Here is a 21942-nt window from a genome sequence, read left to right on the forward strand (position 1 = left end):
TACAACAACTATAGATACCAATGGGATTTAAAGAAGATGACCCCTATTGAATATAGGAATCATCTTCTCAATGTAGCATAGTCTTTTTTAAGAATGTCCTTTACAAAGGGTACATTTTAGTTTAGCTAGTCTTTTATTATTCTAATCTATTAAGCTCCAGGTGGAACTCCATTATCATCAAAACGCCGCTCCAAGTTAACAAACTTATTATATTCTTTCACAAAAGCTAATGATACGGTTCCAGTCGGACCATTACGCTGTTTCGCAATAATGATTTCAATAATATTTTTACTTTCTGATTCACGATCATAATAATCATCACGATATAAGAAAGCTATAACATCGGCATCCTGCTCAATACTTCCGGATTCACGAATATCTGACATCATTGGACGCTTATCTTGACGCTGCTCTACCCCACGGGAGAGCTGTGATAAGGCTATTACAGGCACTTTAAGCTCACGAGCTAATGCCTTTAAGGAACGAGAGATTTCTGATACTTCTTGCTGACGGTTCTCGCCAGAGCGACCACTTCCTAATATTAGCTGCAAGTAATCAATCAGAATCATACCTAGGCCATGCTCCTGCTTTAATCGGCGGCACTTCGAACGAATATCTGTAATTCTTACCCCTGGGGTATCGTCGATAAAGATTCCTGCATTCGATAGGCTTCCCATTGCCATAGTAAGCTTGCCCCAGTCCTCATCTGTTAATGAACCCGTTCTAAGCCTTTGTGCATCAATATTTCCTTCTGCACAAAGCAAACGCATCACAAGCTGTTCAGCACCCATCTCGAGACTAAAAATAGCAATATTTTCACCGGTTTTTGATGCGACGTTTTGCGCAATATTTAAGGCAAAGGCTGTTTTACCAACGGATGGACGTGCTCCTACAATGATCAAATCATTCCGTTGAAACCCTGCTGTCATACGGTCGAGCTCTGAGAAACCTGTTGCTAAACCCGTTACTTCACCCACGCGGTTATTCATGACTTCAATATTGTCATATGTTCGGACAAGAACGTCCTTTATATTATGAAAAGCACCCGCATTTTTTCGTCCGGATACTTCTAAAATACTTTTCTCTGCTTCTCCTAACAAAACCTCAACTTCGTCTTCACGCGTATAACCATCTGTAGCAATGGTGGTTGCGGTACGGATCAATCGTCGAAGCAATGATTTTTCCTCAACTATCTTAGCATAGTATTCTATATTAGCAGCTGTCGGAACTGAACCAGCTAATTCACTTAAATAACTTACACCACCAGTATCTTCAAGGAGCTTCGCAGCTGAAAGCTCTTCTGTTACTGTTATTAAATCAACAGCTTTTCCTTTGTCGCTCAGCTGTAACATCATTTGGAAAATTTTCTGATGCGCCGCTCGATAAAAATCATCAGGAATTAATATTTCTGAAGCCATTGTAAGAGAAGATGGTTCTAAAAATATCGCACCTAAAACCGCCTGCTCAGCCTCTATATTTTGAGGAGGGAGACGGTCAGCATATAAATCATTCATTTATAGTAACCTCCCTTTGCTTTCCTAGAGGATATGATGAAAACTAGAAAAAATGTGACCAGAAAAACGGGCCACATTTTATTTGCTACTCTATTTTATCATGAATAAACCGAAATGGAACTTCCAAATTTAGTTTACTTCTTTTACGTGTACATTTAACGTAGCTTGAACTTCGGTATGAAGCTTTACTGGTACTTTTGTATAACCTAAAGCACGGATTGCATCTTCTAGTTCAATTTTACGCTTGTCAATTTTAATATTATGCTTTTTTTGCAGCTCTTCTGCAATTTGCTTACTAGTGATAGAACCAAAAAGTCGTCCGCCTTCACCAGCTTTTGCACTTAATTCTACTGTGATTTTTTCAATCGTTTCTTTTAGTTTTTTTGCTTCAGCAAGCTCTTCTTCAGCTAGCTTCTCTTGCTTTTTTTTCTGGCCCTCAAGGGTACTAACATTGGTTGAATTCGCTTCTACTGCAAGTCCTTGTTTAATCAAGAAGTTTTGTGCGTACCCATCGGCAACATTTTTTACTTCGCCTTTTTTTCCTTTTCCTTTAACATCCTTCAAAAAAATCACTTTCATTCTTTCTTTCTCCCTTCCGTATACTCGTGAATGGCCGTTTGCAGTCTTTCTTCCGCTTCCTCAATCGTTACATCAGTCAGCTGTGTTGCTGCATTTGTTAAATGGCCTCCACCACCTAGATTCTCCATAATAATTTGGACGTTCACGTCACCCAACGACCTGGCACTAATGCCAACTGTTTGATCTGATCGCTTCGAAATAACAAATGACGCTTGAATTCCATCCATCGTCAGCAGGGTATCTGCCGTTTGTGCAATTAAAATTTGGTCAATAATCTGCGTGTTATTACCTTTTGCAATGGCGACCCCTTTTTTGAAAAAATAAACCGTTTCGATTAATTTAGCACGCTTTAAGAACGAATCAACATCTTCTTTCAAAAACTTTTGCACAAGAACCGTGTCGGCCCCTTGACCTCTTAAATACGAAGCAGCATCAAAGGTTCTAGCTCCTGTACGTAGAGTAAAGCTTTTTGTATCAACAATAATACCAGCTAAAAGAGCTGTTGCTTCAAGCATATCAATCTTACCACGTTTTGGCTGATATTCTAATAACTCGGTAACGAGCTCTGCTGTTGAGGACGCATATGGCTCCATATAAACGAGTAGTGGACTTTGAATGAACTCTTCTCCTCGTCTATGATGGTCAATAACCACAACATGGTCAATTTTTGATAATAAACGCTCTTCAATAACTAATGAAGGTTTATGTGTATCAACAACCACTAACAGAGTGTCCTCCGTTGCAAGCTCTAGAGCCTGCTCTGGTGTAACGAATTTTTCAAACAATGATTCATGCTTTTTGATCTCTTCTAATAACCTTTGAACACCTGTATCAATATCGTTTGGATTTAAGACGATATACGCATCACGTTCATTCATTTGAGCAACCTTTTGGATACCTATTGAAGCTCCAATAGCGTCCATATCCGGACTTTTATGCCCCATAATGATAACCTTGTCGCTTTCTGTGACAAGCTCCTTAAGAGCATGCGAAATGACCCTAGCACGTACTCTTGTCCGTTTTTCAACTGGATTCGTCTTTCCACCAAAAAACTTAACCTTACCATTTGTTAACTTAATCGCTACCTGGTCACCACCACGACCTAGCGCTAAATCAAGACTAGATTGTGCTAATGAGCCTAACTCTGGTAGGGACGATACACCAGAACCTACTCCAATACTCAAGGTTAATGGGACATTTTGCTTTGAAGTCGTTTCTCTCACGTCATCAAGGACAGAAAACTTTCCTTTCTCGAGCAGCTGTAAGATATTTTCATTGAATACAGCAATGAAGCGTTCAGAGGTAATTCTTTTTAGGAAGACTCCATTTTCCTGTGCCCACTTATTTAAAATGGATGTAACAAGATTATTCAAACTACTTCTTGTCTGATCTTCCATCCCTTGCGTTAATTCATCATAATTATCTAAGAAAATAATAGCAATGACGGTTCGTTCATCTTCATATAACTTTTCAATTTCTGTTTGTTCAGTTACATCAAAGAAGTACAGGAGCCTTTCCTCTGGACGGTGAATGACTCTAAATTTACGATCATGAATCGTGATGATTTCTGTTTCAACATCTTGCTTGATTAAAGGAATAAGTGATTCGCCGACATCATAGAGTGACCTACCAACAAGTGTATCCTCTTCAAAGCATGAAGCTAAGAACGGGTTCGTCCACTCAATATAGTAGTCATCATTAATTAACATAATACCAATTGGCATTTCCATGAGCGCTTCCTCGCCCACTTTTTTCACTCGATAGGATAATGTAGTTATGTATTCTTCCATTTCTTTTCTTTGCTTTCTTTCAAGCTGAAAGATATAGAAAAAGGGAAGGAATGCTACTATTAATCCGATTAAGCCTAGTAACCAATTGTACAAAGCAATTAATCCGAGAAGCACCACTGTTATGGCAATTAATGCGTAGATGGGGTAGCGAATCGATCGCTTTTCTAGATAAGAAGGCATAATTTCAGCTCCCACACAGTAGTGTATTTTATTGATTCTTTATCCTCTTTCTTAAATCAAAGCCTAAATCAATTATACCTAATATCCGTACAATATAAAGTAGTTGTGGAAATAACAAGACACCAATTGTGAACATTATTGGCACTACCCTTGGAAACTTCTTTGCATTACTAAAGTAATAAATGAAAGCCAAACCTTGTATAACCATTAACCATTGGAGCAAGAAGGCGATATTTACAATTACCATAAAAGCAAAACTTCCCTCTTCAGGGTTAAATATCATCGAAGCAATAATGGAAAATAAGTAGATCCATAAAATACTTTTTGGCAACTGAAGGTTACGAAAAGGCTTCCAATTCGTAATTTCAACTTGAAAACGTTTTGCTATAGGAAAACTTACTAGTTGAATAAAGAACACTGCAAGAAAAGCAGCCATAACAAACAAGGTTGGTTTTAAAAACCTTCCCGCCTCTATTCCAGCAAGCAATTCTTCCATCTGCTTCTCATTGGGAGTTTGTCCTAATGATTCCATGATTGAAAGGGAAGATTCTAAGGAAGCTTTGGTTGCTGCTATCGTTTCATCAATAAAGTCGATTTGAAAAAAAGCGACTGAAATAGCATAGGTCAACACAACAGTTAATAGAAAGGCTATGGAGCCACCAAAGTAAGTCGCTTCCCTACTTTTCTTCTCTCTTATAAAGTCCCCCATCACTAAGCCTGTTAGACCAAAGGTAATGGCTACCGGGATGGCAAATACTGTTCCTACAATAAGTGATAGTAAAATGGAAGCAACAAAAAACACTAGCATACTTTTGCGATCATTTTTATACGCAAAAAGAATAAAAGGTAATCCCAAGAACAAGTTGGTTACCATCCCTAATAGGGGCATATACGTTGTTAACAAAAGAAGAGCTGCATAAATAGCTAGTAACAAAGCTCCTGTTGTTAACTGTCGAACATTATTCAATCCCTCACCTCATTTAATTGCATCACTTCTATTTTATCTAGTTCTAGAGATGGATTCAACTCATACAGATTCGTTACCAAAGCTAAGTATAAAAAAAGACACCACTAAGGGTGTCTTTCTCCGTTCATTATTCACCAGTAACGTATGGTAGTAATGCCATAGTACGTGAACGCTTGATAGCAACTGTTAATTTACGTTGGTATTTAGCGTTTGTACCTGTTACACGACGAGGTAAGATTTTACCACGTTCTGAGATGAATTTTTTAAGAAGATCTACATCTTTGTAATCGATATGAGTGATTCCGTTTGCTGTAAAGAAGCAAACTTTACGACGCTTTGCGCGTCCACCTCTACGTCCTCCGCCCATTGCCATGAGTATTTCCCTCCTTTTATAATAGTTATCGTATTTTCAAGGATTTAGAATGGTAAATCATCATCAGAAATGTCGATTTGACCACCATCATTTGCAAATGGATCTTCATCCATTCTTGTAAAACCTTGATTATTATTATTGTTGTTTCTATATGGTTGATTCTGATTGTTATTCCCGTATGGTGAAGCTTCTCTTTGCCCTCCGAAGCCTCCTGCGTTTCCGCCAGGAGCAGAACCACCAGAAGCACCTCTTGGCTCCAAGAATTGAACACTTTCAGCTAATACTTCAGTGACATATACTCGCTTACCATCTTGTCCATCATAGCTGCGTGTTTGAACACGACCATCTACGCCAGCAAGACTGCCTTTTTTCAAGAAGTTTGCTACGTTTTCTGCAGGTTTACGCCAAATCACACAGTTGATGAAATCTGCTTCTCTTTCTCCTTGCTGATTCGTAAAAGCACGATTGACTGCAAGTGTAAAAGTAGCCACAGGAACCCCATTTGGTGTATAGCGTAATTCAGGATCTTTCGTCAACCGACCGACTAGAACAACACGATTCATCATCAGAATCAACCCCCTTTCTTCTACGTCTAATGTTTCACGTGAAACATCAAAATTAGAAGTGCTTATCTATTCTTATTTTTCGTCTCTAGTAACCATGTGGCGGATAATATCTTCGCTGATTTTAGCTAAGCGAGAGAATTCTTCCACTGCAGCTGCATCAGAGTTAACTTTTACAAGTTGGTAGTAGCCATCACGGAAATCATTGATTTCGTATGCAAGACGACGCTTACCCCACTCTTTTGCTTCAGTAAGTTCCGCACCATTATCAGTTAAGATAGTGTTGAAACGCTCAACTAAGGCTTTTTTAGCCTCATCTTCAATGTTTGGGCGGATGATGTACATAATTTCGTACGCTCTCATCACGTTCACCTCCTTTTGGTCTAAACGGCCCAATTGGGCAAGGAGCAATATTCATTACTCACAAGAAGAAATTATATCATAGTAAGAAACGAAACACAAGGTTAGATTGAAGGTACTCATTGATTACCGTTAAGCATTCTTTTTTAAAGTTACTAACTTTTGCTTAATCGTTCGTTTACACTCATTGATTAAATCGTCGAAGATTCCTTCCCATGTTTGCTTTAGTGCATATTCTCTTGCATTTTTCCCCATGATGAGCCTACTAACTTTATTAGTGAGTACTTGTTCCGTCTGCTTAATAAAATCCTGGTAATCGCTAGCCTTACATATCTTTCCGGTTTTGTTATGCTCTACAATTCCACTTACTCCTCCACGATTAGAGACAATTGCAGGAGTTCCACTAGCAAGTGCCTCTAGTACAACGTTCCCAAATGTTTCTGTTTGAGATGGAAATACGAATAAATCACTAGCTGCATAACAAGAAGCCAGTTCATTCCCACTTAAATACCCCGTCATTGATATATTTGTGCTCTCGCTTGAAAGACTAGATATCTCCTCAAAACAAGGACCATCCCCTACAATTAACCAATGGACGCTTTCTTTCCACTTTTTCGAGAAATGTTCAATGATTTTTTGTAATGTTGATAGGTCTTTTTCTGGTGCAAGTCTTCCTACATAAAGAAGAATATAAGGAGCTTTTATATTATATTTCTCTCGAATGTTGACCGTTTGGTTAGAAGGACGAAAAAGTGAGCAGTCTACCCCTCTCGACCATATAGATAAATTAGTGAAGCCTTTTGTTTGGAGATGCGTAAACGTCTCCTTGGAGGGAACAAAAATTCGTTCTGAGGAAGAGTAAAACCATTTTAAATATCTCCACAGAATAGGAGAGATCCAACTCAGCTTGTAATAATCCAGATACTGATCAAAATGTGTGTGATAAGAGGAAATGATAGGTATATTCAATTTTTTAGCTGCATGGGAGCCTAGTACTCCCATCGTTAAAGGCGTAGCCACGTGGATAAAGTCTGGAGAAAATACTTGTACTCGCTCAAGGATGGTATTCGGCAGAGCCAATGCTGTTCGACATTCTGGGTAGATAAAAAAAGGAATACTCATAAATTGGTGAACATAGGGGTACGTATTACTCCCCTCCAGCTCAGGTGCAAATATTTCTACGGTATGCCCTTTTTGTAATAGGTAATCAGAGTATCTTTTCAATGATTTTGCTACACCATTTACTTGCGGAAAAAATGTGTCAGTAAAAATAGCTATTCTCAAACTGATCCCCCCTAGAAAAATAAATGACAAAATCCCATTGCTGTGAAAGCACCTAGTAACGAACCTGCTAACACATCGGTTGGATAATGGACGCCTAGTATTACACGAGAAAGTGCGACCATGATTGCAATAGGAAACAAAAAAGGAGCTAAAAATGGATCAAATAAGATAAAAGGTGTAACAACTGAAAATATTGCTGTAGAATGGCCAGACGGAAAGGAAGGATCCTTTAGTGTTGGACCATGTATGGTAGCTTGTAAGGTAGATAAGTGAGGCCTAAGTCGTCGAAATTGTCTCTTAGCTAAAAAGACAAACAAATGGCTTAAGGTCAAAGAAAAGTAAACGACCATAACTACTTCTCTAAGCTCTAACGGACCAAACACCCAAAGAAATAAAGGTATTCCTATAGAGCAAAGAGCACCACCTAAATGAGTAACCCATCTAAAGATTTGAATGAGGAATAACGGCTGCTTGTTTAATAAGTAGAAAATGATTTCATCAGATTTTACAATCCAATCCATTGTTCGCTTCACTTATACACCCACCTTTCTAATGCTTTCAGTTTAAGTCGAAAACATTGAAACCAGGTTGATTTACTGTTAAGAAAACGTAAAAAACCACCTTGATTTTCTCAAGGTGGTTCTCATTTTATACATTAAAGCGGAAATGGATGATGTCTCCGTCTTTTACTTCGTATTCTTTTCCTTCTAATCGAACTTTACCAGCTTCCTTAGCAGCAGTCATTGTACCGCCAGCTAGTAAATCTTCATAAGCAACTGTTTCTGCACGAATGAACCCACGCTCAAAGTCAGAGTGGATAACTCCTGCACATTGTGGAGCCTTCATCCCTTTACGGAATGTCCATGCACGAACTTCTTGAACACCTGCAGTAAAGTATGTTGCTAATCCTAGTAAATGATAAGCTGCACGAATCAGCTGATCAAGACCTGATTCTTCAATACCAAGCTCAGAAAGGAACATTTCCTTTTCTTCCCCTTCAAGCTCAGCAATTTCTTCTTCAATCTTTGCACAAACGACAATTACTTCTGCATTGTCCTTTTCAGCAAACTCTCTTACTTTTTGTACATATTCATTTGAAGACGGGTCAGCGACATCCTCTTCTCCTACGTTAGCAACATAAAGGACCGGTTTAATCGTTAACAAGTGAAGTTGTTTTACTACCTTCATTTGCTCTTCAGTAAACTCAACTGTACGAGCAGGCTTGTCCGCTTCAAAAGCTTCCTTAAGCATTTCAAGAATTTCTGCTTCAAATACAGCATCCTTATCTTTTTGTTTCGCCATTTTTCCAACACGTGCAAGTCTTTTTTCTACTGATTCAAGATCAGCTAGAATTAACTCAAGATTAATCGTTTCAATATCGTCAATTGGATCTACCTTACCAGAGACGTGAGTAATATTATCATCAGCAAAGCAGCGAACAACCTGACAAATTGCGTCCACTTCACGGATATGAGAAAGAAACTTGTTTCCTAAACCTTCCCCTTTACTCGCACCCTTTACAATCCCAGCAATATCAGTAAATTCAAACGTTGTAGGTACCGTTTTTTTCGGTTGAACAAGCTCTGTTAATTTTTGTAGTCTTTCATCTGGAACTTCAACAATTCCTACGTTAGGATCGATTGTACAGAAAGGATAGTTTGCTGATTCTGCCCCTGCTTGTGTAATCGCATTAAATAATGTAGATTTCCCTACGTTCGGCAAACCTACGATTCCTGCTGTTAGTGCCATCCAAGTCACTCCTCATTTATATATTCGCACCAAAATTCGTCGATACAACTATATCTATTTGTTACATTTTTTCTAGTTTATAAAAGCCTTTAGCCTTAAACAATTATAGAGATATGATGACAAAAAAACAAGAACAAGAAGAATCCGCCTAAATGGCAGTTTCATCTTGTTCTACTTTTCTAATATTTACTAAGCAATCATATAACGTACTTCCCAGTCCATTATCCGATTCCTCACTTGGGGTAAGAAGGTTGACTGATCCTCCATACTTCTTCCAAATACCCTCATCTATATTAATGGTATTTGGATGTGCATTAGTAAGAATTTGAACATAGCCTTTTACCGCTCCACGATCATTCCATACCTCTACAAAATCATTTTCTGCTAAATTAAGATCCTCTGCAATATTTGCTGATAGTTCAACACGAAGCTTTGGTGGTTGAGCAAATAAATGATAGTGCTGAGAATGGTTTGAGCGCATGGGATGAATAGTTAAAAGCTGATAAGGATATTTCTGAGCTAACTCAGGAGTTGTGATGATTGATTCATTAGGTAAGGATAAAGATAAACGTCCATCTTCCCCCTGTTGGATCGCTCGACTTGAAAGGAATTCATATTTGCCGCTTGGTGTTTTAAAATGGAAATCACTCCATGGAACTTCATCTACTGGAAGTTCTACATGATAATTCTCTTTAAATGTTTGGAGCGTAATTTCTTTATCCTCTAAATGTTGAATGGCCATTGTCATCCACTCATCTCTAGAGTAATTAAAATCCTCACCAAACCCAAGTCGATTCGCTAATTCTGTCCATATCCATAAATCTGATTTCGCTTCCCCTGATGCCTTAACAAGCTTTGGACCATAGTTAGCATAATGATGATACATGGAAGAATAATATATGTCTTCCTCTTCAAATGCCGTTGTCGTCGGAAGAATATAATCAGCCAGTTCTGCTGTATCTGTCATGAATGAATCAATCACAACTACCGTATCAACAGAAGAAAATGCCTTAATCATCTCATTTGTATTAGGAACTTGTGCAATTGGATTTCCACAAGTAACAATAATCATTTCAATTGTCGGGTTCACTGCTTCTAATATCCCTTTTGCCTGCTTCATCATGGTAAAATTGCGAGCTTCTTTCCGTCGCTCCGGTAATGTTAATTCACCAAACTGAAAACTCTGTCCTACTTGCTTATTCGCATAATTTGCTCCACCGCCGCGAATCCCAATGTTTCCGCTTATAGCTACTAGTGCATCAATGAGACGAATGGTATTTCCACCATTCCCATAACGCTGCATTCCTAAGCCAAAATACGTGGATGTTGGACGATCTCCATATAAATAAGCAAGTTCCGTTATAACATCTATCGCTACTTCCGTTATTCTACTAATCTCTTCAAGTGAAACGGTATGAATTAATTCCTTAACATGGGTAAATCCAACCGTATATTTTTCGATAAAGTCTATGTCAGCCAGTTCTAAACGTAAGAGCTCTTTCATTATACCTACTGCTAGAATTCCATCTGTACCTGGCTTAACTGTAATATGTTTATGTGCTAGTTTCGCAGTAGCATTATATAACGGATCTATTACATAAAGTTTGGATCCGTTACGTTTTGCTTCTTGTAGAGCAGAGTAGAAATGCATATTCGTCCTTGCTACATTTCTACCCCATATCACGATATTTTTACTATTCAGCACATCCCCTGGAGCATGACTGTATGCATCGCCAAAATCCCAGTTTTGCGCTTCAATTCCAGAACCCCAGCATAGTGAGCCCGTTAATTCTGTTACACCACCATAACAATTAAAGAAACGCTGATCGAGATTTTTTAACAAACCTCCATTTGCATAATCATGGCTATGCAAAATAGAAGTGGTTCCCTTATTTTCTCTTAACCAGGACATCTTTTCAGCCATTTCATCTAGTGCCTGGGCCCATGAAATTCTATGAAACTCACCATTTATCTTTTTTAAAGGATAGAGAATTCGTTCAGAAGAATTGGTTCGTGCTTCAAGCATCCGACCTCTTCCACAAATTTTCCCCTTTGTAATCGGGTGGGTTTCATCTCCTTCCACCCGAGTTACCCTTCCATCCTCGACTGTTACTTTAAATCCACAGCTATCCCAACAATTTAACGGACATGCAGAAGTATACGTACTTGCCATACTCATCCCCCTACTTCTCTAGCTCTCCGCTCTTTCTAATACTTTTTTCATCTTACGTGAAAATTCCTTTCTAGGAATTAACACACTATGGTCACAGCCGACACATTTGATACGGATATCCATCCCTAAACGAATGATCTTCCAACGATTGGCTCCACATGGGTGGGGCTTTTTCATTTCAACAACGTCATTCAAGTTAAATTCTTTTTGCTCCAATGCTCTCACTCCTATTCATTTCCCAATGCCTTCTTAGGGGTAACCTCATCTTGACGAGAGTACATGACCATACGAGGATAAGGGATTTCTATTCCATTGCGATCCAAACATTCTTTTAGTTCTTTGCGTAACAAGCGTGCTACAACAAAGTGTTTCATCGGTAATGTTTCCGCAGCAATACGCAAGACAACATCGGAGGCAGCTAAATTTTGCACTCCTAAAATCTCTGGTGTTTTAACAATATCCTCATATTTAGCAGGCATTTCATGTAAGAGTTCCGAAATCACGGTTTCTGCCTTTTTAATATCACTCTCATACGAAATGCTTAAATCAACAACTGCCATACTATTATACAGGGAGAAGTTTGTTACTTCCGTAATATTACCATTTGGTAAAATATGAAGTTCCCCTGTCCATGTCTTAATTTTTGTTGTTCTTAATCCAATCTCTTCAACTGTTCCCTCAAATTGTCCAATTCGAACAAAGTCACCCACAGAAAATTGATCTTCAAAAATAATAAAGAATCCTGTGATAATATCACGAACAAGGTTTTGAGCTCCAAAACCAACGGCAAGTCCAACGATTCCAGCCCCTGCTAGCATCGCACTTACATCTATGGTTAATGTTGATAATATCATCATAAAGGCTATAAAGTACACTACATATGTTAGGACGTTTTGAAGCAACTTTAATAATGTTGCTTCTCTTCGCTCCGATACACGTAATGGTGAACGAGTTCGGACTTTAAAGACATTTTCAATCATCACTTTTCCAACTTTTATGAAGATGCCTGAAAGGATAAAGATTGCTATGATTTTTAGTGCTCCTTCTCCTAAAGAAAGCCATAAATCTTCGTTCATTGCTTTTTCTTTTAAATCATTTATTATTTTCTCCCAGTATTTCATCGAATCACCTCATCATATATTGTTGGAGATTTTACTTATTTTATCAATTTCTATACTCCCTTTGTAGTATAAAGGGTTTCCTCCTTCAAATTGCCTATATTTCTACTACTAAAGAGTTCCCAAGACCTGTCTAGTAAAATGGAATTTCTCCTTCCAACTACCCCTTTTCCAAATTACATAAACAGTACGTATACAATTCGCTTTTCTTCCGTATACTGTTACTACAATTTACGAAGGAGTGGACCCAGTGAACTTGAAATCTAGCTTTTTTGATAAGAAGGAAGACAATGGTGCAAGGATTTCCTACGAGGATCAACGTGCTTCTCACAAACTAGCAATTGAATTAGTATCAATTCTACCAGTAGCTACCATTGAACGTCCCATTGTATTTGTTTGTATTGGAACTGATCGGTCTACAGGTGATTCATTGGGACCACTCGTCGGTACACTTCTTGAAGAAAAAAGAATGAACTCCTTTTACGTTTACGGAACACTCGAGGACCCTATTCATGCAGTGAACTTAGTTGAAAAGCTTGAGGAAATAAAAGCGAAACATTTTAACCCTATCATTATTGCGATTGATGCTTGCTTAGGTCGTCTCAAAAGTGTCGGTTTCATACAACTGGCAGATGGTCCTGTTAAGCCAGGAGCTGGAGTAAATAAGGAACTTCCATCTGTAGGTGATTACCATATAACTGGAGTCGTTAATGTGAGTGGATTTATGGAGTACTTCGTCCTACAAAACACAAGATTAAACTTAGTTTTAAAAATGGCTAAAGTCATTGCAAATGGAATTTACCAAGCAAGTATTACTTATCAACCAATTACCAAATGGAAAAATATTGGAAACCACGCAACAAAAGACGCAATTAGTGGCAGAGAATAAAAAGAAGAGGCCTTTATTACTAGCAGGCCTCTTTTGTTATCCTAGTATAGTTTCCGCAAATGACATGATGGTCACAATCAAGGCAACTACTAAAATACCTGGAAGCATATTGGCCACCCGTATTTTCGTAATTCCAGTAATATTTAATCCGATTGCAAGGATCATAATTCCACCTGTAGCGGTCATTTCAGCTATAAAGCTAGTCATAAGCGCATCTGGTACCAAACGATCAATTTGGGTAGCAAAAGCTGCAATAGCCCCTTGATAGAGCACGACCGGAATAGCAGAAAAAATAACACCGATTCCAAGAGTGGTCGTCAAAATTAGTGCGGTAAATCCATCGATAATGGATTTTGTATATAACACATCATGGTCACCCCTAATGCCGCTATCAAGTGCACCAATAATAGCCATAGCACCTATTACAAAGATAAGCGTTGACGTTACAAATCCTTCTGCAATACTTCCTTGCTGGGAGCCCCCTACCTTCTTCTCCAACCATCCACCTAGAGCATTCAACTTCCCGTCTAAATCTAGCAATTCTCCAAGCACGGAGCCAAATACAAGACTAATAATTACAATGAGGAAATTTTCACTTTTGAAACCCATTTGAAGTCCTAGTACAACCACAGCAAGACCAATACTAAACATAACAGTTGTTTTCATCGCTTCCGGAATTCTATGAAGAAGCTTCCCCAACAACGCTCCCACCACGATCAATAAACCATTTACAAGAGTACCTAATAAAAACATACTATTCACCTATTATGATTATTTCGTTTCTCGAAAAAGCATGCTATCAATATAGCATGAAACTCACAAAAAAAACCATCCCATTTGATGGTTTTTAAACTTTCTATTCCAATTAGGATTCCTGGTTATTATTTAATAACTCGAGAATTCTTTCTAAATCATCTTTTGAGAAAAATTCTATTTCAATTTTCCCTTTATTTTTAGACTCTTTAATATTTACAGTTGTGCCAAATCTCTCACGCAAAAAGCCTTCGCGTTCTTTAATGAAAACATTTTTCTCTGGCTTTGGCTTCTTTGTTTCACGTGGAACATTTTCATTCAACTGTTGAATAAGTTGTTCTAACTGGCGAACATTCAAGCCTTCTTTCATCGTTTTCTCAGCAATAAGAGGTAACTTTTCTTTTTTTCTAAGGCCAAGCAAGGCACGACCATGCCCCATCGAAATCTTTCCATCTGAGATAAGCTGTTGGATTTTTGGTGGTAGAGTTAACAAACGAACGAGATTTGCAATATGTGGCCGACTCTTCCCTAGTCTTTTAGCCAATTGCTCCTGTGTTAATGAGAGCTTTTCCATTAGGAGCTGATAGGCTGCCGCTTCTTCTATCGGTGTCAAATCTTCCCTTTGTAAGTTCTCAAGGACGGCAAGTTCCATCATTTGTTGTTCGGATAACTCACGAATGACAACAGGAACTTTTTCGAGCCCCGCTTCTTTCGCTGCTCGAAAGCGTCTTTCACCAACAACAATATCATAGCCCTTTATACTTTTTCTAACGATTATAGGCTGTAAAATTCCATGCTCAATAATTGATTGCTTTAGCTCTTCAATTGCCTCTTGGGTAAAGATCTTTCTCGGCTGATAAGGATTAGGTCGTATTTCTTTCAAACTAACATCTGTAATTGATTCCTGTTTGTTTGGCTCATCTATGTTTGCAAAGAACGCATTTAATCCTTTTCCGAGTCCTTTAGCCATGCGAAACCACTTCCTTTGCCAAATCTAAATAGACTTCTGCACCTCTAGATTTTGGATCGTAAATGATAATCGGCTCCCCATGACTCGGTGCTTCACTTAAGCGGATATTTCGGGGAATAATGGTTTTGTATACTTTATCTTGAAAATACTTCTTTACTTCTTCAATAACCTGAAGTCCAAGATTTGTTCTGGCATCTAGCATCGTTAGAAGAACACCTTCGATTTTTAGATCTTGGTTTAAATGCTTCTGGACGAGTCGGACCGTATTTAAAAGTTGACTTAACCCCTCAAGTGCATAAAATTCGCACTGAACAGGAATAAGAACAGCATCTGAGGCAGTTAACGCATTTAAGGTTAATAAGCCTAAGGATGGTGGACAGTCGATAATGACATAATCGTAGGATCCTTTTACTTCCTCAAGTGCCCTTTTTAATCTCACTTCTCTTGATATGGTTGGAACAAGTTCAATTTCTGCACCTGCTAACTGAATTGTAGCGGGGATAGCATATAGGTTTTCAACGGATGTAGGCATGATAACTTCCTTTGCCTCAACGTCATCAACTAATACATCATATATACATTGCTCCACGTCAGCTTTTTCAATACCAACACCACTTGTGGCATTTCCTTGTGGATCAACATCGACTAGCAATACTTTTTTCCCTATATATGCTAAGCAGGCACCTAGGTTTACAGAAGTTGTTGTTTTACCAACTCCTCCTTTTTGATTCGCAATGGCAATAACTTTCCCCAATGGTGTCACCTACCTTTATCTTCATAAATAACATTTGAATTCAAAACTTTCAAAAAGACAATCACGTATTCTATTCTATCATGAAAAAGATACGAGAATCATTTTTTTTATTTCCCTAGGGCTTTAATTGAAAAAATAACAAAAAAGAGGTACTTGGTAAAGTTCGATTTCCGTTCCGGGTGGACGCTTTCCGCGGGCGGGGCCGAGCCGCTTTTCCCGCAGGAGTCGCCACCCTCCACTCCAATCTAATAAAGTATATGCTTACTTTTGCTGCCATGAATTTAAAGAAACTAGAAATTTGGACTTGGCTAGGTGCTTGATGATAACTCTAAAAGGGGGTTAAAACATAGTTATAAGAGTATACCTGCTGAGTGGAGCGGAGGGTGCTTGACTCCTGGGGGAATCAGCGGGACAGGTGAGACCCCGCAAGAGCGGTAGCGATGAGGAGGCTCACCGCCCGCCCCCCGGAAAGCAAGCACCCGGAGCGGAAATCAGCCTTTTCTCTACCATCCAAACAAAAAAATGACAAAAGGCAGCGAGAAGCTACCTTTTGTCGACAATCTGAGAGAAGCTCATCAAAGCTTCTCTTAATCTATTATTTCTTTTTAGGTATTTTAATTGTTATTTGGTAGAAGTCATCAAACTCTTCCTCTTCAGAGTTTAAGTTGATGCCACTATCTGAAACCATTGACAGAGATTGACGAATGGTATTAACAGCAATTCTTACATCTTTACTAAAAGCCTTCCGCTTCGGTTTTGGCTTTTCAGATGTTTCTGCTAGAAGTTTGGCCACTCGATCTTCTGTTTGTTTCACATTTAAGTTTTTCTCGATAATTTCTTCTAATAATTTTATTTGCTTCTCTGCATCTTTCAAAGGAATGAGAGATCTCGCATGTCTTTCGGTAATGGATTTATTTAATAGTGCTTCTTGTACCTCTTGCGGCAGCTTTAATAGGCGGAGCTTATTAGCTACGGTCGATTGCCCCTTCCCTAGCCTTTGCGCAAGAGCTTCTTGAGTTAAATTGTGTAGTTCCAATAGTTTCCCGTAGGCTATTGCCTCTTCAATTGGTGACAGTTCTTCTCTTTGAAGGTTTTCTATTAATGCGACAGAAGCCGTTTCTGTATCATTCATATTTTTCACTATGGCAGGGACTTCATCCCAACCAAGCTTTTTCATCGCTCTCCATCTTCGCTCACCAGCGATGATTTCAAACGTACCTTCTTCAAATTCTCTTACAACAATTGGCTGGATGATCCCGTGTATGTGAATCGTCCGTGAGAGTTCTTCAATTTTGTCCTCATCAAATACCGTCCTTGGTTGGAAGCGATTCGGTACAATTGAATCAATTGGTATTTTTTTTATCTCTTCATGATCTGCTTCGGTTACTACTTCAACCTGTTCTTCCGTCTCAGCTTGTCCCTCTTTTTCGCCTAGGCCAAAAAAGCGTGTGAAAGTCTGCTTCATCACCCTGCACCACCTTTACGAAACTCCCTATTAATGTATTCTATAAAAAAAATCAAGTTCCTGCCCAAACATGCAATGATTGATTATTTTATCCTACATACTTACTAAAATTATGCCATAAAATGAGCTAAAATGTAACTCTATTCGATTGGTGCTTTATTCGGAGTCCCAGGTTTTCTAGGATATTTTTTTGGTGTCGCTTTTACCTTTTCTACAATAATAATATTTCTCTCACTTTCCTCGACAGGAAGTAAGAATGAATGAGTTTCTTTCAAGGATCCTCCGAGTGTGGCAATTGCTTTTTTCCCAATTTCTAACTCATCTTTTGCATGAGCAGCCTTCATGGCTACAAAGGTTCCACCTACCCTTACAAGCGGCAAGCAAAGCTCACTTAATACAGATAATCGTGCTACCGCGCGAGCTGTAACCAGATCATATTGTTCTCTGTATTCCTTCTTTTGACCAAATGTCTCTGCTCGGTCATGAATAAAAGTTACTCCATCAAGTTGTAATTCCTTTGCTAGATTCTCTAAAAATGTAATTCGTTTGTTTAAAGAATCCACAATGGTTACTTGTAGTTGAGGGAATGCAATTTTAATTGGGATGCTAGGGAATCCTGCTCCTGCTCCCACATCACAAAGGCTTAACGGTCTTGAAAAGTCATAATAAAACGCAGCAGACACACTATCATAAAAATGTTTTAAATAGACGTCGTCTTTCTCCGTAATAGCCGTCAGATTCATCTTTTCATTCCACTCAACTAATAAGTGAAAATATTGTTCATATTGGTTAATCTGTTGAGGAGAAAGTTCAATCCCCTTCTCCTCTAACATTTTAATAAATAACTCTGTATTCATGGGTACCTTCTTCCTCACACCGGAAAAATTTTTCTTTATGCATCATTTGAAACACGTGCTATTTTTCCTTGTTCCAAATAAACAAGTAAGATGGAGATATCTGCAGGGTTTACTCCTGAAATTCTTGATGCTTGAGCGATTGATAATGGGCGCACCTGCTTCATTTTTTGCCTTGCTTCTGTCGCCAGCCCAGATATGGCATCATAATCGATATTATCAGGAATCTTTTTATTCTCCATTTTCTTCAGACGATCCACTTGTTGTAAAGATTTTTCAATATACCCTTCGTATTTCACTTGGATTTCTACTTGTTCTTTAATATCAAAATCTAAGTCAATCTCAGATGGGACAATGGCTTCAATATGTTGATACGTCATCTCTGGTCGTTTTAGTAGGTCCGCGGCCCGAATACCATCCTTTAACTCACTTCCACCCTGAGCTTTAATGAGTTCTTGAACTTCAGGCTTAGGTTTAATGATAATTCCTTCTAAACGTTCCTTCTCCGCTTCTATAGCTGCTTTTTTTGTTAAAAAGCGTCCATAGCGCTCTTCAGAGATAAGTCCCACTTTACGACCAATTTCTGTTAAACGTAAATCGGCATTATCGTGACGTAACAACAAGCGATATTCCGCACGGGAAGTAAGTAATCGGTAAGGCTCATTCGTTCCTTTGGTCACAAGGTCGTCGATCAGTACACCAATATAAGCTTCCGAACGGCTAAGAATGACTTCTTCTTCACCTAATGCTTTTCGGCCCGCGTTCATACCGGCCATTAAACCTTGACCTGCGGCTTCCTCGTAACCAGAAGTACCATTAATTTGACCTGCTGTGTAAAGGTTCTGAATCACTTTCGTTTCAAGTGTTGGCCATAACTGTGTCGGTACGATGGCATCATACTCTATTGCATATCCCGGTCTCATCATTTGAACATTTTCAAGACCTGGAATCGTTTTTAAAATTTGATGTTGAACTTCCTCAGGCAAGCTCGTTGATAATCCTTGAACGTAAACCTCTTGTGTATTTCGTCCCTCTGGCTCTAAGAAAATTTGGTGTCTTGGCTTATCATTGAAACGAACAACCTTATCTTCTATGGAAGGACAGTATCTTGGACCTGTTCCTTTGATCATTCCTGAATACATAGGTGAACGGTGCAAATTATTATCAATTAATTGGTGAGTCTGTTCGCTCGTGTAAGTTAGCCAGCACGGCAGTTGGTCTGTAATAAACTTGGTTGTTTCATAAGAAAATGCCCTAGGCTCATCATCACCGGGTTGAATTTCCGTTTTGCTGTAATCAATGGTATGACTATTCACACGTGGTGGAGTTCCTGTTTTAAACCGAACAAGATCAAACCCTAGCTCTTCGAGGTGTTCGGAAAGCTTAATGGATGGCTGCTGATTATTCGGACCACTTGAGTACTTTAACTCTCCAAGAATGATTTCACCACGAAGGAAGGTACCAGTAGTAATAACAACCGTTTTTGCTTCATATGTAGCACCGGTCTTCGTAATTACTCCCTTACATACTCCGTCCTCAACAATTAATTGCTCTACCATACCTTGAACTAATGTAAGATTTTTTTCGTTTTCTAATGTTTTTTTCATTTCATGCTGATAACTAAATTTATCCGCTTGTGCACGTAATGCACGTACAGCTGGTCCCTTACCTGTGTTCAGCATTCTCATTTGAATATGCGTTTTATCGATGTTTTTCCCCATTTCCCCACCGAGAGCATCAATTTCGCGCACAACGATTCCTTTTGCTGGTCCCCCAACAGAAGGATTACATGGCATAAAAGCCACCATATCTAAATTAATGGTAATCATTAATGTTTTTGCACCTTGACGTGCAGCAGCCAAACCCGCTTCACAGCCGGCATGTCCCGCTCCAATGACAATCACGTCATAATTTCCAGCACTATATTGCATCATGCTGCCTCCTTGTATCTATAAAAAAATTATTTACCTAAACAGAACTGCGAGAATAACTGGTCAATTAAGCTTTCGTGAATGGACTCTCCAATAATCTCCCCTAATAGCTCCCAGGTTCTTGTAAAATCAATCTGTACAATATCAATTGGCACTCCACTTTCCACACCTGAAATCGCTTCTTCTATGGTGTGTAACGCCTGGTGAAGAAGAGCGATATGACGACTATTGGATACATACGTTATATCGCCTGACTCAATTGATCCAGAGAAGAAAAGAGCAGCAATCGCCTCTTCTAAATCATCGACTCCTCGGTCTTCAAGCAATGAGGTCGTTACAAGTGGACTTTTCCCTGTTAGTTCTTTAACCTTTTCCATATCAATCTTTTGAGGAAGATCTGTTTTATTAATAATGACGATAACATCCATTCCTTCAACAGCCTTAAACAGGTTTTCATCTTCCTTTGTTAAATCATCCGAATAGTTCAGAACTAGTAAAATGAGATCTGCTTCTTTTAACACTTGTCGTGATTTTTCCACGCCAATTCTTTCTACGATATCCTCTGTCTCACGAATACCTGCTGTATCTAGTAAGCGAAGCGGCACTCCTCGAACATTGACATACTCTTCAATTACGTCACGAGTCGTTCCAGGAATATCTGTAACAATTGCTTTATTTTCCTGAACTAAACTGTTTAGTAAGGAGGATTTTCCAACGTTAGGTCTTCCGACAATCACCGTTGATAACCCCTCACGTAAGATCTTTCCTTGTTGAGATGTTTCGAGTAACTTTTTCATTTCTACTCGAACCAGATTTGCTTTTTCTAAAAGCATATTATGGGTCATTTCTTCCACATCATCATACTCTGGATAGTCGATATTCACTTCAACATGAGCCAAAGTTTCAAGAATCTCTTGTCTCAATCTTTGAATAAGCTTGGATAATCGCCCTTCCATTTGTCCTAGCGCTACGTTCATGGCACGATCCGTTTTGGCACGAATCAAATCCATTACCGCTTCTGCTTGTGATAAATCAATTCTGCCGTTTAAAAAGGCACGCTTTGTGAATTCACCTGGTTCTGCCAACCTTGCTCCAGATCGTAATACCAGTTGAAGAACACGATTCACCGACACAATTCCACCGTGGCAATTGATTTCTACTACATCTTCTTTCGTAAATGTATGTGGTCCTTTCATAACAGACACCATTACCTCTTCAGCAACCTCACCTGTTTTTGGATCAAGTAAGTGGCCGTAATGAATGGTATGTGTTTGTACATCTATCAAACGTTTATTTCTTTTTCCTTTAAATAGCTTATCGGCAATTTGGATTGCTTCGTCTCCACTCAGACGAACAATCGCAATCGCTCCTTCACCAAGCGGAGTCGATATCGCCGCAATTGTATCAAATTCCATTGCCTTCACCTCTTCCCGTTAAGGGACATGTATATTCCTTATCTTCATCTATGTCACGAAACTTTACTCATTAAAAGCATCTTTTCCCAAATTATTAGAATAGCACAGTCATTTCTAATAAAAAAGAATTATCCACAAATAAAAAAGTGCATTATGCTCTATCATAACTTATCCACATGTGAATAACAAGAAAAGCGGAGCCGACTGTTCTGACCCGACAAGCATAAGACAAGCCCAGTAGGAAAGCCTGCTTTCCGGAAG

22 protein-coding genes are annotated in these 21942 nt (G+C 38.8%); 2 read left to right on the plus strand and 20 right to left on the minus strand.

Going from position 1 to position 21942, the window contains the following annotated elements; translation table 11 throughout:
• Positions 1-81, plus strand: an 81-nt coding sequence (locus ACGLXV_RS25095; RefSeq protein ID WP_391558570.1) for an IS3 family transposase, incomplete at its 5' end; no start/stop codon positions are given.
• Between the two features lie 68 nt (positions 82-149).
• On the opposite strand, the gene dnaB is transcribed toward ACGLXV_RS25095, so the two are convergent.
• From dnaB to ACGLXV_RS25160, 13 genes are all read right to left on the minus strand, one after another.
• A complete protein-coding gene (dnaB, locus tag ACGLXV_RS25100) occupies positions 150-1514 on the minus strand; it encodes a replicative DNA helicase (RefSeq protein WP_066059761.1) in 1365 nt (454 codons plus the stop codon).
• Positions 1515-1643: 129 nt separating this feature from the next.
• Entirely contained in the window at positions 1644-2093 is a 450-nt protein-coding gene (rplI, locus tag ACGLXV_RS25105) for a 50S ribosomal protein L9 (RefSeq protein WP_391560780.1), read from the minus strand.
• Complete coding sequence (locus ACGLXV_RS25110; RefSeq protein ID WP_391560781.1) at positions 2090-4063, minus strand: DHH family phosphoesterase; 1974 nt, start codon at positions 4061-4063, stop codon at positions 2090-2092. Before ACGLXV_RS25110 ends, rplI begins: the two co-directional genes overlap by 4 nt.
• A gap of 28 nt (positions 4064-4091) precedes the next feature.
• Complete coding sequence (locus ACGLXV_RS25115; RefSeq protein ID WP_391560782.1) at positions 4092-5030, minus strand: YybS family protein; 939 nt, start codon at positions 5028-5030, stop codon at positions 4092-4094.
• A 127-nt stretch (positions 5031-5157) separates the two neighbouring features.
• Positions 5158-5397, minus strand: coding sequence for a 30S ribosomal protein S18 (rpsR, locus tag ACGLXV_RS25120; protein ID WP_066059822.1), 240 nt, complete (start codon positions 5395-5397; stop codon positions 5158-5160).
• Between the two features lie 50 nt (positions 5398-5447).
• On the minus strand, positions 5448-5969 hold the full coding sequence (ssb, locus tag ACGLXV_RS25125) for a single-stranded DNA-binding protein (protein ID WP_119710416.1): 522 nt from the start codon (positions 5967-5969) through the stop codon (positions 5448-5450).
• A 72-nt stretch (positions 5970-6041) separates the two neighbouring features.
• On the minus strand, positions 6042-6329 hold the full coding sequence (rpsF, locus tag ACGLXV_RS25130) for a 30S ribosomal protein S6 (protein ID WP_119710417.1): 288 nt from the start codon (positions 6327-6329) through the stop codon (positions 6042-6044).
• 129 nt (positions 6330-6458) lie between these two features.
• Positions 6459-7610: a glycosyltransferase family 4 protein gene (locus ACGLXV_RS25135; protein ID WP_119710418.1), complete on the minus strand. Its 1152-nt coding sequence runs from the start codon at positions 7608-7610 to the stop codon at positions 6459-6461.
• Positions 7611-7621: 11 nt separating this feature from the next.
• Positions 7622-8143 (minus strand): phosphatase PAP2 family protein, encoded by a 522-nt coding sequence (locus ACGLXV_RS25140; protein ID WP_391560783.1) that lies wholly within the window; start codon positions 8141-8143, stop codon positions 7622-7624.
• Positions 8144-8258: 115 nt separating this feature from the next.
• Positions 8259-9359 carry a redox-regulated ATPase YchF gene (ychF, locus tag ACGLXV_RS25145; protein ID WP_119710420.1) on the minus strand — a complete coding sequence of 367 codons (1101 nt, stop codon included), beginning with the start codon at positions 9357-9359 and terminating at the stop codon, positions 8259-8261.
• A gap of 148 nt (positions 9360-9507) precedes the next feature.
• Positions 9508-11532, minus strand: a complete 2025-nt coding sequence (locus ACGLXV_RS25150) for a molybdopterin-dependent oxidoreductase (RefSeq protein WP_391560784.1) — start codon at positions 11530-11532, stop codon at positions 9508-9510.
• Positions 11533-11550: 18 nt separating this feature from the next.
• On the minus strand, positions 11551-11748 hold the full coding sequence (locus tag ACGLXV_RS25155) for a DUF951 domain-containing protein (RefSeq protein ID WP_066059783.1): 198 nt from the start codon (positions 11746-11748) through the stop codon (positions 11551-11553).
• A gap of 11 nt (positions 11749-11759) precedes the next feature.
• Complete coding sequence (locus ACGLXV_RS25160) at positions 11760-12653, minus strand: mechanosensitive ion channel family protein (RefSeq protein ID WP_119710422.1); 894 nt, start codon at positions 12651-12653, stop codon at positions 11760-11762.
• Positions 12654-12900: 247 nt separating this feature from the next.
• Here ACGLXV_RS25160 and yyaC point away from each other — a divergent pair, with 247 nt between their 5' ends.
• Positions 12901-13539 carry a spore protease YyaC gene (gene yyaC, locus ACGLXV_RS25165; RefSeq protein ID WP_391560785.1) on the plus strand — a complete coding sequence of 213 codons (639 nt, stop codon included), beginning with the start codon at positions 12901-12903 and terminating at the stop codon, positions 13537-13539.
• Positions 13540-13575: 36 nt separating this feature from the next.
• Here yyaC and ACGLXV_RS25170 read toward each other — a convergent pair whose 3' ends face one another.
• The 7 genes from ACGLXV_RS25170 to mnmE all read right to left on the minus strand — a co-directional run bounded on the left by ACGLXV_RS25170 (position 13576) and on the right by mnmE (position 21681).
• Positions 13576-14292: a DUF554 domain-containing protein gene (locus ACGLXV_RS25170; RefSeq protein WP_119710424.1), complete on the minus strand. Its 717-nt coding sequence runs from the start codon at positions 14290-14292 to the stop codon at positions 13576-13578.
• Between the two features lie 112 nt (positions 14293-14404).
• Positions 14405-15262: a ParB/RepB/Spo0J family partition protein gene (locus tag ACGLXV_RS25175; protein ID WP_119710425.1), complete on the minus strand. Its 858-nt coding sequence runs from the start codon at positions 15260-15262 to the stop codon at positions 14405-14407.
• Positions 15255-16016 carry a ParA family protein gene (locus ACGLXV_RS25180; RefSeq protein WP_119710426.1) on the minus strand — a complete coding sequence of 254 codons (762 nt, stop codon included), beginning with the start codon at positions 16014-16016 and terminating at the stop codon, positions 15255-15257. Before ACGLXV_RS25180 ends, ACGLXV_RS25175 begins: the two co-directional genes overlap by 8 nt.
• 595 nt (positions 16017-16611) lie before the next feature.
• A complete protein-coding gene (gene noc / locus ACGLXV_RS25185) occupies positions 16612-17481 on the minus strand; it encodes a nucleoid occlusion protein (RefSeq protein WP_391560786.1) in 870 nt (289 codons plus the stop codon).
• A 140-nt stretch (positions 17482-17621) separates the two neighbouring features.
• On the minus strand, positions 17622-18338 hold the full coding sequence (rsmG, locus tag ACGLXV_RS25190) for a 16S rRNA (guanine(527)-N(7))-methyltransferase RsmG (RefSeq protein ID WP_391560787.1): 717 nt from the start codon (positions 18336-18338) through the stop codon (positions 17622-17624).
• Positions 18339-18373: 35 nt separating this feature from the next.
• Entirely contained in the window at positions 18374-20266 is a 1893-nt protein-coding gene (gene mnmG, locus ACGLXV_RS25195; protein ID WP_391560792.1) for a tRNA uridine-5-carboxymethylaminomethyl(34) synthesis enzyme MnmG, read from the minus strand.
• A 29-nt stretch (positions 20267-20295) separates the two neighbouring features.
• Positions 20296-21681: a tRNA uridine-5-carboxymethylaminomethyl(34) synthesis GTPase MnmE gene (mnmE, locus tag ACGLXV_RS25200; RefSeq protein ID WP_391560788.1), complete on the minus strand. Its 1386-nt coding sequence runs from the start codon at positions 21679-21681 to the stop codon at positions 20296-20298.
• Positions 21682-21942: the final 261 nt, after the last annotated feature.

It is taken from the genome of Robertmurraya sp. (genome assembly GCF_036676585.1).
Taxonomy (GTDB): Bacteria; Bacillota; Bacilli; order Bacillales; family Cytobacillaceae; genus Robertmurraya_A.

Bases quoted from the DNA above. Each gene is read 5' to 3' on its own strand.
- dnaB (WP_066059761.1), bottom strand. From the start codon at position 1,514: ATGAATGATTTATATGCTGACCGTCTCCCTCCTCAAAATATAGAGGCT.
- rplI (WP_391560780.1), bottom strand. From the start codon at position 2,093: ATGAAAGTGATTTTTTTGAAGGATGTTAAAGGAAAAGGAAAAAAAGGC.
- ACGLXV_RS25110 (WP_391560781.1), bottom strand. From the start codon at position 4,063: ATGCCTTCTTATCTAGAAAAGCGATCGATTCGCTACCCCATCTACGCA.
- rpsR (WP_066059822.1), bottom strand. From the start codon at position 5,397: ATGGGCGGAGGACGTAGAGGTGGACGCGCAAAGCGTCGTAAAGTTTGC.
- ssb (WP_119710416.1), bottom strand. From the start codon at position 5,969: ATGATGAATCGTGTTGTTCTAGTCGGTCGGTTGACGAAAGATCCTGAA.
- rpsF (WP_119710417.1), bottom strand. From the start codon at position 6,329: ATGAGAGCGTACGAAATTATGTACATCATCCGCCCAAACATTGAAGAT.
- ychF (WP_119710420.1), bottom strand. From the start codon at position 9,359: ATGGCACTAACAGCAGGAATCGTAGGTTTGCCGAACGTAGGGAAATCT.
- ACGLXV_RS25150 (WP_391560784.1), bottom strand. From the start codon at position 11,532: ATGGCAAGTACGTATACTTCTGCATGTCCGTTAAATTGTTGGGATAGC.
- ACGLXV_RS25160 (WP_119710422.1), bottom strand. From the start codon at position 12,653: ATGAAATACTGGGAGAAAATAATAAATGATTTAAAAGAAAAAGCAATG.
- ACGLXV_RS25170 (WP_119710424.1), bottom strand. From the start codon at position 14,292: ATGTTTTTATTAGGTACTCTTGTAAATGGTTTATTGATCGTGGTGGGA.
- ACGLXV_RS25175 (WP_119710425.1), bottom strand. From the start codon at position 15,262: ATGGCTAAAGGACTCGGAAAAGGATTAAATGCGTTCTTTGCAAACATA.
- noc (WP_391560786.1), bottom strand. From the start codon at position 17,481: ATGAAGCAGACTTTCACACGCTTTTTTGGCCTAGGCGAAAAAGAGGGA.
- rsmG (WP_391560787.1), bottom strand. From the start codon at position 18,338: ATGAATACAGAGTTATTTATTAAAATGTTAGAGGAGAAGGGGATTGAA.
- mnmG (WP_391560792.1), bottom strand. From the start codon at position 20,266: ATGCAATATAGTGCTGGAAATTATGACGTGATTGTCATTGGAGCGGGA.
- mnmE (WP_391560788.1), bottom strand. From the start codon at position 21,681: ATGGAATTTGATACAATTGCGGCGATATCGACTCCGCTTGGTGAAGGA.